This is a genomic window from Pseudomonas sp. GM84 (assembly GCF_000282535.1).
Classification (GTDB): Bacteria; Pseudomonadota; Gammaproteobacteria; order Pseudomonadales; family Pseudomonadaceae; genus Aquipseudomonas.
Window position 1 is genome coordinate 1 of the sequence record NZ_AKJC01000242.1, and the last position, 12499, is coordinate 12499.

At 61.4% G+C, this 12499-nt stretch carries 12 protein-coding genes; 2 read left to right on the forward strand and 10 right to left on the reverse strand.

Annotated elements, in window-relative coordinates; all coding sequences use genetic code 11:
- Positions 1-24: 24 nt before the first annotated feature.
- From PMI38_RS19240 to PMI38_RS19280, 9 genes are all read right to left on the reverse strand, one after another.
- The gene (locus tag PMI38_RS19240; protein WP_008097402.1) at positions 25-1974 is read right to left on the reverse strand and encodes a DUF7844 domain-containing protein; all 1950 of its coding nucleotides are present in this window, start codon (positions 1972-1974) and stop codon (positions 25-27) included.
- A gap of 5 nt (positions 1975-1979) precedes the next feature.
- Positions 1980-2300, reverse strand: a complete 321-nt coding sequence (locus tag PMI38_RS19245; RefSeq protein ID WP_008097403.1) for a DUF2388 domain-containing protein — start codon at positions 2298-2300, stop codon at positions 1980-1982.
- Between the two features lie 187 nt (positions 2301-2487).
- Complete coding sequence (locus PMI38_RS19250) at positions 2488-2805, reverse strand: DUF2388 domain-containing protein (RefSeq protein ID WP_008097405.1); 318 nt, start codon at positions 2803-2805, stop codon at positions 2488-2490.
- A gap of 304 nt (positions 2806-3109) precedes the next feature.
- Positions 3110-3325 (reverse strand): DUF1127 domain-containing protein, encoded by a 216-nt coding sequence (locus PMI38_RS19255; protein ID WP_008097407.1) that lies wholly within the window; start codon positions 3323-3325, stop codon positions 3110-3112.
- Between the two features lie 390 nt (positions 3326-3715).
- Positions 3716-5209 carry an acetyl-CoA hydrolase/transferase family protein gene (locus PMI38_RS19260; protein WP_008097409.1) on the reverse strand — a complete coding sequence of 498 codons (1494 nt, stop codon included), beginning with the start codon at positions 5207-5209 and terminating at the stop codon, positions 3716-3718.
- A gap of 184 nt (positions 5210-5393) precedes the next feature.
- Positions 5394-6830, reverse strand: a complete 1437-nt coding sequence (locus PMI38_RS19265; protein WP_008097411.1) for an NAD(P)(+) transhydrogenase (Re/Si-specific) subunit beta — start codon at positions 6828-6830, stop codon at positions 5394-5396.
- A 2-nt stretch (positions 6831-6832) separates the two neighbouring features.
- Positions 6833-7147, reverse strand: coding sequence for an NAD(P) transhydrogenase subunit alpha (locus PMI38_RS19270; RefSeq protein WP_008097413.1), 315 nt, complete (start codon positions 7145-7147; stop codon positions 6833-6835).
- An 11-nt stretch (positions 7148-7158) separates the two neighbouring features.
- Entirely contained in the window at positions 7159-8280 is a 1122-nt protein-coding gene (locus PMI38_RS19275; protein WP_008097415.1) for a Re/Si-specific NAD(P)(+) transhydrogenase subunit alpha, read from the reverse strand.
- Positions 8281-8699: 419 nt separating this feature from the next.
- Positions 8700-9617 carry a LysR family transcriptional regulator gene (locus PMI38_RS19280; protein WP_008097417.1) on the reverse strand — a complete coding sequence of 306 codons (918 nt, stop codon included), beginning with the start codon at positions 9615-9617 and terminating at the stop codon, positions 8700-8702.
- A 161-nt stretch (positions 9618-9778) separates the two neighbouring features.
- Between PMI38_RS19280 and PMI38_RS19285 the strand changes: the two genes are divergently transcribed.
- Together PMI38_RS19285 and PMI38_RS19290 are read left to right on the forward strand one after the other, a co-directional pair.
- A complete protein-coding gene (locus tag PMI38_RS19285) occupies positions 9779-10960 on the forward strand; it encodes an acyl-CoA dehydrogenase (RefSeq protein WP_008097420.1) in 1182 nt (393 codons plus the stop codon).
- 14 nt (positions 10961-10974) lie between these two features.
- Positions 10975-12195 carry a CaiB/BaiF CoA transferase family protein gene (locus PMI38_RS19290; protein WP_008097422.1) on the forward strand — a complete coding sequence of 407 codons (1221 nt, stop codon included), beginning with the start codon at positions 10975-10977 and terminating at the stop codon, positions 12193-12195.
- A gap of 54 nt (positions 12196-12249) precedes the next feature.
- Here PMI38_RS19290 and PMI38_RS27580 read toward each other — a convergent pair.
- A partial coding sequence (locus tag PMI38_RS27580; protein WP_238540204.1) for a hypothetical protein occupies positions 12250-12499 on the reverse strand: 250 nt, incomplete at its 5' end.

The following is a 12499-nucleotide window of genomic DNA, read 5'->3' on the forward strand; positions in this document are numbered from 1 at the left end:
CCGGCGATAGGGCCAGTGCAGGCGCTACGGCAACTGCAGGCCTCCGGCAGCCTTGTGCAGCGCCCGCAAATGCTCACCGACCTGCTTCACATTGGTCTCGACCGCAGCAATCTCCCTGGCCCGCGAAGGATCCAGGAGCGCCCGCACTTCCTTGTCCAGGTCGGTACTCAAGCGCAACAACTGAGCCTGCCGCTCACTGCTGACCTTCTCCAGATGCTTGCGCTCATCCGGCTGTGGCAGCCCATAGCCCTTGGCATCGAGCAACTCCGCCGGGCGACTGAGGAAGCCACTGTTGGCGAGCATCTGCTGAAGGGTCTGGTTGGCCTTGTTCATGCTGCCATCCTTGAGCTCGACGGCATTCAGGTAGCGCTGCTTCACTTCGTCCTGGGCCAGCAACAACTGCCTGCGCAGGCTGGCCTGCTCCAGTAGCAGCAACGCGGCGCTGGTACGCAGATTGGCCTGGGCGAACCACGTGCGGCGCTGCTCGGCCTCCAGTTCCAGCCAGTCTTCTACCTTGTCCTGCTTGATCGGCAACTGCTGCTTCAGTACCTCGAACATGGCCTGGTAGCGGTCACGGTAGGAGTCGAAGCGGTAGCCAAGGCGCAAGGCTTCGCGTGGGTTGTCGAGCACGCTGGTGTCGGCCAGCCCCCTGCCCTTGAGCACCTCCAGCAAGCCATTGGGCATGATGCTGTCGAGGTCGTTCAGCTGTGGGTTGCCGGTGCCGCTGCGCAGCAGCTTCAACGACTCGACCGCGCAGTTGTTGGACAGGAAGAAATAGTTGCCGTCGTAGCTCCAGTGTATCTCGGCGGCTTGGCGCACCAGGCTCTCGACCTCGTTGCGTTCGAGCCGCAACGGCACCGACGCCAGGCTGCGCAGTTCGGTCTTGGTGTACTCGTCGATCACCTGGCCGAGGGGGAGAACGAACAGCCGCGACGGGTAGGCGCCGATCAGGCCATCCCAGCTGGAAAGCTGCACATCGTTGACGAAGGCACGGTATGAGAGCACCAGGTGCTGGTCGAGGTCCAGGCGGCAGTCCGGCCCGCGTGGCCGGCCAGGTTTGCAGATGACCAGGCGCAGCATGCTGTGGCCCCAGCGGCTGACCCAGTTCTGGTTGGCTTCGGCCAGCAGGTAATCCACTTCATAAACCCGCTCCGGGTCGATCTCGCCCAACGGCTGGCGGGCGAAGTCGCTGCCGGCGTTGAGAAATGGCAGGCCTTTGGCGCAGGTGTCCTGCTGTGGGGCCCAGTCAAAGTGATCGCGAAGGTACTGGTCAAGGGCCGGACGCCGGCAGGCATAGCTCGGGTCGAGGAGGAAATACTCCATGTTGACCGCGATGAATTCCTTGGGGCTGCTCAGCTCATAGCTGTCGGGGCTGCGAACTAGCTGGCCATTGTGCTGCTCGCGCTCGCCTCGGCGGCCGACGTATTGCTGCCATCCGGCCAGGTCGAGCAGGCGTGGGTCGTCGCTCAGGGTGAAGCGGCGTTCCGCCAGGCCGCGGCAATCTTGCGCGAGGCCGATCTTGCCCAAGGTGCCCTGCTGGCGCTTGCAACGGGCGATCATCGAGCGTTCGGCGCTGGGCCAAAGCCGCGCTCGGTCGTAGATATGGGTGAGCTCGTGCAACACGGTGGCCAAAAGCTCTTGGCGAACCGTGCCGTGGGGCCGGTCGGTGCGTTCTCGCGCGGCGCTGCCGTCAGTCAGGCTGGGCAGCAGGCGACGATTGAGCTCCAGGGTCGAGACCAGCGAAGCCTGGCCATAGGCATCGGCCGGCATCTTGTCAGTCCAGCTGACCTGAACGCGCCGATCCAACTGCTGCTTGAAGCGTGGCGGTAGCTTGCCCAGTGCTTCGTCGAGCAAGTCCTGGGTGGCTTGAACCTGTTGCGGGGCGAGGCCGGACGCCTGCAGCTCAAGCTGCAGGTCGGCCAGGGCGGGCGTACCCAGCAGCGTCAGGATGCAGCCGAGCAGCCAGGTACGCATGCCAGTCACAGTGCGAGGATGGCTTCGGCCAGTACCTGGTCGCTGGCGCCGCGCGCTTCTGGTACGCGCTCGCGCAGGGTGTCGAAGGCTGCTTCCAGTTGGGCGCCACGGATATCCCCGTTGCTGGCCACGAAGCTGGCGGCATCGTCATGGGCTTCACGCACTACCTTGGAGTCGCGGATCGACGTGGTGGTATCGGACGTGAAATCGAGCGAGCGACCAAAGGCCCGCACGATGATGTTGCTGGTGGCCACCAAGGTCTGTGCCTGGGCCAGGTCGGCCAGCAACAGCATGCCGAGGGTCGCGGCGATCAGCGGTTTACGCATGGAGCATCTCCGAAAAATACAGGGAGTCAGATGTTTTTATTGGACGAGAATTGTGTGTGCCAGTTCAAGGTCGCCGACGAATGCGGCAACAGCTGATGCATGGGCTGGTGGGCGGCCGGGACGGGGCGGCGAGCCTAAAACAAATGCGCTGGCCTCAGCCAGCGCATTTTGTCTTACAGCCTGGGTGTCAGATGGCCAGGATGGCCTGAGCCAGCTGAGCATCGCTGACTTGCAGTGACGGCATGTTCGAGCGGATGTGCATGAAGGCACTTTCCAGCTTGGCGCCGCGAATGGCGCCCTGGCTGCCGACGAAGCTGGCCGCGTCGTCGCGGGCGGCCTGGACGATCTTGTCGTCACGGAACGACGAGCTCAGGTCGGAGGTGGCATCGGTGGACGAGGCGAATGCACGGACTACGGCATCGGTCGTGACGACGAAGCTGGTGGCGTGGGCGGTGCCGGCCAGGCCGAGCAGCAGGGCGGTGCCAATCAGGTATTTGCGGGACATGGTCGTGGACTCCTGGAAAGGGTCGGGTGAATCTGCAATATCGGACGTTCGCACGGTCCGTCACGGTACTTGGGCAACTGGCTTCTACCAGGCTGCTAAGCCAAGCGTATCACGCGGCGCGATTTTCAGAAGGTAACGAACGTCAAGGAAATCGACTGTACTGGTCGTTTTGAAGAAAAGTTAGAACTGTATCTATCAGGCTTTTAACCGGTCTAGCACGCGCTTCGGCTAATAAAAAACCCGCTGCAGCGTCCTGCAACGGGTTTTGGAATTCGCGGTGCCAGCCTTAGCCGGCGAACCGGGCTTAGCGCCAGAACGGCTTGCTGAGCTCTTCGTAACGCTGCGACTCGCTGATACCGGCGTCGGCCAGCAGGCGGGCGTCCAGGCGAGCCAGCTGACGGCGGCTGGCCATGCGGCGCTGCCACAGCAGCAGGGTGGACAAAGCGCGCAGCGGCATCGAGGCGTTGGATTGTTTGGCGGTGCTTTCGAAAACCAGACCGGAACTGAGGGTACGTTCCATGATGTTTCATCCTTCCGCTTGTGGCGGGATTAGGTAGTGATTTAACTGATGCCAATGATCCTCCTCTGTTGTCCATAACAGTAGATACAGTTTGGTTGAAAGACGATGGCTCAGTTAACTGTGTAACCCTACTGTTGCACTCGAAATTGGCGCAACTGTACTGGTCCGCACTATTGTGGTGCGTTTATGGGTGGCGAGGGGGTTTTGGAGGGAGTGGACTGGAGAGGAAACCAGTACAGTAGAACAGTTTTTTTAGCTTGCGGGGCGGGAGGGGATTTGACTGTGCTGGCCTCATCGCCGGCAAGCCGGCTCCCACAGGTACAGCGCTGATCTTGAAGGCTGCGCTGTACGGTGTGGGAGCCGGCTTGCCGGCGATAGGTTCTACGCGGATCAGCTAGCGAGCATGCGCCCGCATTCTTCCAGGTTCTCGTGCCAGCTCAGCGCTTCACGCAGGATGTGCGGCGTGTGGCCGCCACGCTGGCAGGCGCGTTCGAAGTAGTCATTCAAGGCTGCGCGATAGTCTGGGTGAACGCAGTTGTCGATGATCGCCCGTGCCCGCTCGCGAGGCGCCAGGCCGCGCAGGTCGGCCAGGCCTTGCTCGGTGACCAGGATATCCACGTCATGCTCGGTATGGTCGACATGGCTGACCATCGGCACCACGCTGGAAATCGCACCGCCCTTGGCGATCGACTTGGTGACGAACACCGCCAGGTGTGCGTTGCGGGCGAAGTCGCCCGAGCCACCGATGCCGTTCATCATCCGGGTACCGCAGACGTGCGTGGAGTTGACGTTGCCGTAGATATCGAACTCCAACGCCGTGTTGATGCCGATGATGCCCAGGCGGCGCACGACTTCAGGGTGGTTGGAGATTTCTTGCGGACGCAGTACCAGCTTGTCTTTGTAGCGCTCCAGGTTACCGAACACATCGGCATTGCGGCGCGTCGACAGGGTGATGGAGCTGCCCGAGGCGAAGCTCAGCTTGCCCGCGTCGATCAGGTCGAAGGTCGAGTCCTGCAGTACTTCGGAGTACATGGTCAGGTCTTCGAACGGCGAATCGATCAGGCCGCACATCACGGCGTTGGCGATGCTGCCGATACCAGCCTGCAGTGGGCCGAGCTTGTTGGTCATGCGGCCAGCGTCCACTTCACTCTTGAGGAAGTTGATCAGGTGGTCGGCAATGCCCTGGGTTTCGTCATCCGGTGGCAGCACGGTGGACGGCGAGTCCGGTTGGTCGCTGATGACGATACCCACGATCTTGGCCGGGTCGATCGGGATGGCGGTGCTGCCGATGCGATCATCGACTTTCACCAGCGGGATCGGCGTGCGGGTCGGGCGGTAAGTCGGGATATAGATGTCGTGCAGGCCTTCGAGGTTGGCATTGTGCGACAGGTTGATCTCGACGATCACTTGCTTGGCGAAGATTGCGAAGCTGGCCGAGTTGCCTACCGAGGTAGTCGGCACGATGTGGCCGTCTTCGGTAATGGCCACGGCTTCGATGACCGCGATGTCCGGCAGCTTGAGCTGTTGGTTACGCAGTTGCTCGACGGTTTCCGACAGGTGCTGGTCGATGAACATCACCTGGCCGTCGTTGATGGCCTTGCGCAGGGTGCTGTCGACCTGGAACGGCATGCGACGCGCCAGCACACCGGCTTCGGTCAGCTGCTTGTCGAGGTCGTTGCCCAGGCTGGCGCCAGTCATCAGGCTGATTTTCAGAGGCGACTGCTTGGCGCGTTCGGCCAGGGCATGTGGCACAGCCTTGGCTTCGCCGGCGCGGGTGAAACCGCTCATGCCGACGGTCATGCCGTCCTCGATCAGGCCGGCGGCATCAGCCGCACTCATTACCTTGCTGTGCAGGGAGGACAAGCGGATACGATCACGGTACATGGATTGTTATCTCGGGCTACTGAGGCTACTGCAGCGCAGTCTAGAGATTTCGCCCGTCGCCGTCCCACGACCATGGTCGTATGAGAAGCCCGGAAATAGAGCCGTTGATCTGGATCAATGAAATGAAAAACCCCGGGGAATTTCCGCCGGGGTTTTTATATCGCAACGTTTATTACGAAAGGTCTTACTCCACCGCTTTGACCATATCCTCGATGACCTTCTTCGCGTCACCGAACACCATCATGGTCTTGTCCAGGTAGAACAGCTCGTTGTCGAGGCCCGCATAGCCGCTGGCCATGGAGCGCTTGTTGACGATGATGGTCTTGGCCTTGAACGCTTCAAGGATCGGCATGCCGGCGATGGGCGACTTCGGATCGTTCTTCGCCGCCGGGTTGACCACGTCGTTGGCGCCCAGCACCAGCACTACGTCGGCCTGGCCGAACTCGGCGTTGATGTCTTCCATCTCGAACACCTGGTCGTAAGGCACTTCGGCTTCGGCGAGCAATACGTTCATGTGCCCGGGCATGCGCCCCGCCACCGGGTGGATCGCATACTTCACGGTCACGCCGTTGTGGATCAGCTTCTCGGTCAGTTCCTTGAGCGCGTGCTGGGCGCGGGCCACCGCCAGGCCGTAGCCCGGGACGATGATCACGCTGTCGGCGTTGCTCAGCAGGAAGGTGGCGTCATCGGCAGAGCCGGATTTCACCGGGCGCTGCTCTTTCGAGCCTTGTGCCGCGCCGGCATCGACATCGCCACCGAAGCCGCCGAGGATGACGTTGAAGAACGAGCGGTTCATCGCCTTGCACATGATGTACGAGAGGATCGCACCGCTGGAGCCCACCAGGGAGCCGGCAATGATCAGCATCGAGTTGTTCAGCGAGAAGCCGATACCGGCCGCCGCCCAGCCCGAGTAGCTGTTGAGCATCGACACCACCACCGGCATGTCGGCGCCACCGATCGGGATGATGATCAGCACGCCCATGACGAAGGCCAGGGCCAGCATCAGGGTGAAGGCGCTGTAATGGCCGGTGAAGGTGAACAGCAGGCCCAGGGCGATGGTGGTCAGGCCGAGGATCAGGTTCAGCTTGTGCTGGCCGGTGAACTGTACGGGTGCCCCTTGGAACAGGCGGAACTTGTACTTGCCCGACAGCTTGCCGAAAGCGATCACGGAGCCCGAGAAGGTGATGGCACCAATGGCCGCGCCGAGGAACAGTTCCAGGCGGTTGCCGGTGGGGATCGGATCGCTGATGGCGGCGACGATGCCCATCGACTGGGGTTCGAGCACGGCGGCAATGGCGATGAACACCGCGGCCAGGCCGATCATGCTGTGCATGAAGGCGACCAGCTCAGGCATCTTGGTCATCTCGACGCGCTTGGCCATGATCGAACCGGCGGTACCACCGACCAGCAGGCCGACGATCACGTAGCCGATACCAGCAGTACCCAGCTCAGCGCCCAGCTTATAAATGAGGCCGACCGTGGTGAGGATGGCGATCCCCATGCCGATCATGCCGTACAGGTTGCCGCGCCGCGAGGTGGTCGGGTGCGACAGGCCCTTGAGCGCCTGGATGAAGCACACCGAGGCGACGAGGTAGAGGAGCGTTACCAGATTCATGCTCATGCTTACTTCTGCGCCTCGTTCTTGGTTTTCTTCTTGAACATCTCAAGCATGCGGCGGGTGACCAGGAAGCCACCGAACACGTTGACCGCGGCCAGGGCCACCGCCAGGGTGCCCATCACCTTGCCGGCCGGGGTCACGGTCAGGGCGGCCGCCAGCATGGCGCCGACGATGACGATTGCCGAGATGGCGTTGGTAACCGCCATCAGCGGTGTGTGCAGTGCCGGGGTCACGTTCCAGACCACGTGGTAGCCCACATAAATGGCCAACACGAAAATGATCAGGTTGTAGATGCCATGGGAAATCAGCATGTCTTCCATTGTCGTGCTCCTTAGCCGTTCTTGCGGACGACTTGACCGTCACGGCACATGAGGCAGGCCGCGACGATATCGTCTTCGAGGTTGATGACCAGTGCGCCGTCCTTGTCGAACAGCAGCTTCATGAAGTCCAGCAGGTTGCGTGCATACAGCGCCGAAGCATCCGCCCCTACCTGAGCTGGCAGGTTGGTCGGGCCGAGGATGGTCACGCCGTTCGACATGACCACTTGATCGGCCACGGTCAGCGGGCAGTTGCCACCTTGAGCGGCGGCCAGGTCGACGACCACCGAGCCGGGCTTCATCTGTGCCACGGTTTCGGCGCTGAGCAGGGTCGGCGCCTTGCGGCCCGGAATCAACGCCGTGGTGATGACGATGTCGGCCTGCTTGGCGCGCTCGTGCACGGCCTGGGCCTGACGTTGCATCCAGCTGGCTGGCATTGGGCGGGCATAGCCGCCCACACCTTGGGCGCACTCGCGTTCCTCATCGGTTTCGTAAGGCACGTCGATGAACTTGGCGCCGAGCGACTCGATCTGCTCCTTCACCGCCGGGCGCACGTCCGAGGCTTCGATCACCGCCCCCATGCGCTTGGCCGTAGCGATGGCCTGCAGGCCGGCAACGCCTGCGCCGAGGATCAGTACACGGGCGGCCTTAACGGTGCCGGCGGCTGTCATCAGCATGGGCATGAAGCGCGGGTAGTAGTGGGTCGCCAGCAGCACAGCCTTGTAACCGGCGATGTTGGCCTGCGACGACAGCACGTCCAGGCTCTGGGCGCGGGATGTACGGGGCGCGGCTTCCAGGGCGAAGGCGGTGATGCCGCGTTCGGCCATCTTGCCGATCAGCTCGCTGTTGAAGGGGTTGAGCATGCCAACCAGGAGGCTGCCGCTGTTGATCTGGGCCAGCTCCTGGTCGTTGGGCGCGACCACTTTCAGAACCAGTTGGGCGCCGTAGGCATCGGCTGCGCTTCCCAGGGAAGCGCCCACGGCCTCATAGGCACTGTCCGGAATGCTGGCGTTAAGGCCTGCCCCCCGTTGGACGGTGACCTGATGGCCCTGGCCAATCAGTTTCTTGATGGTTTCGGGGGTCGCAGCGACCCTTGTCTCACCGGTCTGCGTCTCGAGAGGAACACCAATGTGCACGACTATTTCTCCTGCGGTGACCTTTTTGTCTTTATAAAAGCCCGCGCACTTCGGGTGGTGCGCAGGGTTGGCTGTTGAGCGCCAGCCCGCCGAATCCTGGGCGGGTCGAGCATTTTGCAGACGAACCCAGGGGCCTTCAACCGGTTATGGAGCGAAACGAAGTCAAAACTACAAGTCACCCTGTGACCGTATGTCGCAACAATCGGGTCGCAGCCCGTCAAACATAGGCCATTGGCAGATTAGGGGATTTTTTGAAATTTTTTGCGATGATTTCGCGGATGAGCTCGCGAGTGTCGTAAAACCCTCTGAAAGCCGCGTGTTTAGCGGCTTCGTTGGGGTTTTTCGATTCACCTGAACAGTTTGCGTCTATGCGACAAAAACGTATATCTGTAGGTGTTCAAAATAATTGACTACATTAGTCAGGCAGGCACTTCGCCTTTGTGCGCAGCGATATAGCTGCGTGCCTGCTCCGCCAGCCAATCGCGGAAGGCGCGCAGCGAAGCCGATTCCACCTTGCGTTCGGGAATCATCAGATAGTAGGCCTTGTCGCTGGACAGTGCGTGCCTGTTAGCGACCACCAGCCTGCCCTCCTCCAGTTCGCGTTGGATCAGGAACGGTGGAATCAGTGCCACCCCCATCTCGTGCATCGCGGCCTGGGCAAGCATGGAGAATAGTTCATAGCGTGGCCCTGTCATGTCGCCGGCGACATTCATGCCCTGGCTGTTGAACCACTGGCGCCAGGCATAAGGCCGGGTGGTCTGCTGCAACAAAGGCAGGCTGGCAATGCGTCTGGCATCGAGCATGCCCTCCCCGTCCAGCAGCGCCGGGCTGCAGACCGGCAGCGGGTTTTCGCCCATCAGGCGCTGGGACTGGGTGCCGGACCAGTCGGCATCTCCGAAATAGATGGCGGCGTCGAAGGGTGTGTCGGCGAACAGGAAGGGTCGGGTGCGGTTGGTCAGGTTGACGGTGACTTCCGGGTGGTGGTGTTGGAAGTCTTTGAGCCGCGGCAGCAGCCAGCGCGTGCCGAAGGTCGGCACTACCGCCAGTTCGATCACGTTGGCGCCCTGCTGGCGCATCACCGACAAGGTATCGCGTTCCACCGCATCGAGCTGTGCAGCCACCTGGCGGCTGTACGACAGGCCGGCCTCGGTCAGCTTCACGCCACGCCGTGAGCGCCGGAACAGTTCGACGTTGAGAAAGTCTTCCAGGCCGCCAATCTGCCGACAGACGGCGCCCTGCGTCAGGGCCAGTTCCTGGGCGGCCTTGGTGAAGCTCTCGTGGCGTGCGGCCGCCTCGAAGCAGATGAGCGCGGTGGTGCTGGGGATCTTGCGGCGCATGTACGTCAACCTCACTCGTGGTGTCGTAAATACTGGGTTTTTTCAGCTTTCGGAGTGACAAAATATCACTAATACGTGCGCATTCCTCGTTTGTCCCGACGCCCGAACAGGCCTAGGATCAATGGCACAAGAACATGCTCCCTATTACGAGGATTTCGCTCATGGCCGGTAAAGCAAGCTTCAACTGGATCGACCCGCTGCTGCTGGATCAGCAGCTCACTGAAGAAGAGCGCATGGTGCGTGACAGCGCTTATCAGTTCGCCCAGGACAAGCTGGCACCGCGAGTGCTGGAAGCTTTCCGCCACGAGCAGACCGACCCGGCGATCTTCCGCGAGATGGGCGAAGTCGGCCTGCTGGGCGCCACCATTCCTGAGCAGTACGGTGGCAGCGGGCTGAACTATGTGTGCTACGGCCTGATCGCCCGTGAAGTGGAGCGTATCGACTCTGGCTACCGCTCGATGATGAGTGTGCAGTCTTCGCTGGTGATGGTGCCGATCAACGAGTTCGGTACCGAGGCACAAAAGCAGAAATACCTGCCCAAGCTCGCCAGCGGCGAGTGGATCGGCTGCTTTGGCCTGACCGAGCCTAACCATGGTTCCGACCCGGGCTCGATGATTACCCGCGCCAGGAAGGTCGATGGCGGCTACCGCCTCAGCGGCAGCAAGATGTGGATCACCAACAGCCCTATTGCTGATGTGTTCGTGGTCTGGGCCAAGGATGACGCTGGCGACATCCGCGGCTTCATGCTTGAAAAGGGCTGGCAAGGTCTCAGCGCCCCGGCCATTCATGGCAAGGTCGGCTTGCGTGCTTCTATTACCGGCGAGATCGTCATGGACAACGTGTTCGTTCCGGAAGAGAACATCTTCCCCGAGGTGCGCGGTCTCAAGGGTCCGTTCACCTGCCTGAACTCGGCCCGCTATGGCATCTCCTGGGGCGCCTTGGGTGCGGCTGAAGCCTGCTGGCACACCGCGCGTCAGTACACCCTGGACCGTCAGCAGTTCGGCCGCCCACTGGCAGCCAATCAGCTGATCCAGAAGAAGCTGGCAGACATGCAGACCGAAATCACCCTGGCCCTGCAAGGGTGCTTGCGCCTGGGGCGCATGAAGGACGAAGGCACTGCAGCCGTCGAGATTACTTCGATCATGAAGCGCAACTCCTGCGGCAAGGCGCTGGATATCGCGCGCATGGCCCGTGACATGCTGGGCGGTAATGGTATCTCCGACGAGTTCGGCGTCGCGCGCCACCTGGTCAACCTTGAGGTGGTCAACACCTATGAAGGTACCCATGACGTGCATGCGCTGATCCTGGGTCGTGCGCAAACCGGCATCCAGGCCTTCTACTGATAAGGAGCCCGTCCATGGGAGCGCTATCACATCTGCGGGTGCTTGATCTCTCTCGTGTGCTGGCGGGACCTTGGTCTGGCCAGATCCTGGCTGACCTGGGCGCCGACGTGATCAAGGTCGAGCGCCCAGGCAATGGCGACGATACCCGCTCATGGGGGCCGCCCTTCCTTAAGGATGCACAAGGCGAGAACACCAGCGAGGCGGCTTACTACCTGTCCGCCAACCGCAACAAGCGTTCTGTGACGATCGACTTCACCCAGCCAGAAGGCCAGCGTCTGGTGCGCGAGCTGGCGGCCAGGTCGGATATCGTTATCGAAAACTTCAAGGTGGGCGGTTTGGCGGCCTATGGGTTGGACTACCAGAGTCTGAAGGCGGTCAATCCGAAGCTTATCTATTGCTCCATCACCGGTTTCGGGCAGACAGGGCCGTACGCCAAGCGTGCCGGGTATGACTTCATGATCCAGGGGCTGGGCGGGCTGATGAGCCTGACCGGGCGCCCGGATGGTGAGGAGGGTGCGGGTCCGGTGAAGGTGGGGGTGGCGCTTACCGATATCCTCACGGGGCTGTACTCCACTGTGGCGATCCTGGCCGCCCTCGCCCATCGTGATCAAGCCGGCGTTGGCCAGCATATCGATATGGCGCTACTCGATGTACAGGTAGCTTGCCTGGCCAACCAGGCGATGAATTACCTGACCACGGGGAACCCGCCTCGTCGGCTTGGTAATGCCCATCCTAATATTGTCCCGTACCAGGACTTCCCGACGGCGGATGGCAACTTCATTCTCACCGTGGGCAACGATGGCCAGTTCCGCAAGTTCGCTGAAGTGGCCGGGCAGCCGCAGTGGGCGGACGACCCGCGTTTCGCCACCAACAAGCAGCGGGTGGCTAATCGCGCCGCGCTGATTCCGTTGATTCGCCAGGCTACGGTTTTCAAGACCACGACTGAGTGGGTGCAGCAGCTTGAGGCTGCTGGGGTGCCTTGTGGGCCGATCAATGATCTGGCGCAGATGTTCCAGGACCCGCAGGTGCTGGCGCGTGGCCTGGCGGTAAATCTGCCGCATGCCCTGGCTGGAAGTGTGCCGCAAGTGGCCAGCCCGATTCGGTTGTCGGAGACGCCGGTCGAGTATCGGCATGCGCCACCTTTGTTGGGTGAGCACACCGAGCGGGTGTTGGCGGATGTGCTGGGGCTGGATGCCGAAGCTGTGCAGCTTTTGCGCGGTGCTGGTGTGCTGTGACGCTACTATTAGATGTAAAGCGGGGAGGCCGTCAGGCCTCCCCGCTTCGCTTTTTCAGCGATATTGAAGTTTCTTGGAATTAAGCCTTGACGGGCTCTCGAATCCCCTTATAATGCGCCCCACTTCCAGCGTAGTCGGAACGAAAAACTCCTTGAGATTCAAAGAGTTAATCGAGCCAGGCAGCACTGGAGGTGCTTTGATCGAATGATCGATAGCGGTTGAAAAGGTGGTTGACAGCGTTTCTAAACGCTGTATGATTCGCCTCCCGCTACGAGAGATCGAGGCGAGCCAAGTGTTTGAAGCT

Bases quoted from the DNA above. Each gene is read 5' to 3' on its own strand.
- PMI38_RS19240 (WP_008097402.1), bottom strand. From the start codon at position 1,974: ATGCGTACCTGGCTGCTCGGCTGCATCCTGACGCTGCTGGGTACGCCC.
- PMI38_RS19245 (WP_008097403.1), bottom strand. From the start codon at position 2,300: ATGCGTAAACCGCTGATCGCCGCGACCCTCGGCATGCTGTTGCTGGCC.
- PMI38_RS19250 (WP_008097405.1), bottom strand. From the start codon at position 2,805: ATGTCCCGCAAATACCTGATTGGCACCGCCCTGCTGCTCGGCCTGGCC.
- PMI38_RS19255 (WP_008097407.1), bottom strand. From the start codon at position 3,325: ATGGAACGTACCCTCAGTTCCGGTCTGGTTTTCGAAAGCACCGCCAAA.
- PMI38_RS19260 (WP_008097409.1), bottom strand. From the start codon at position 5,209: ATGTACCGTGATCGTATCCGCTTGTCCTCCCTGCACAGCAAGGTAATG.
- PMI38_RS19265 (WP_008097411.1), bottom strand. From the start codon at position 6,830: ATGAGCATGAATCTGGTAACGCTCCTCTACCTCGTCGCCTCGGTGTGC.
- PMI38_RS19270 (WP_008097413.1), bottom strand. From the start codon at position 7,147: ATGGAAGACATGCTGATTTCCCATGGCATCTACAACCTGATCATTTTC.
- PMI38_RS19280 (WP_008097417.1), bottom strand. From the start codon at position 9,617: ATGCGCCGCAAGATCCCCAGCACCACCGCGCTCATCTGCTTCGAGGCG.
- PMI38_RS19285 (WP_008097420.1), top strand. From the start codon at position 9,779: ATGGCCGGTAAAGCAAGCTTCAACTGGATCGACCCGCTGCTGCTGGAT.
- PMI38_RS19290 (WP_008097422.1), top strand. From the start codon at position 10,975: ATGGGAGCGCTATCACATCTGCGGGTGCTTGATCTCTCTCGTGTGCTG.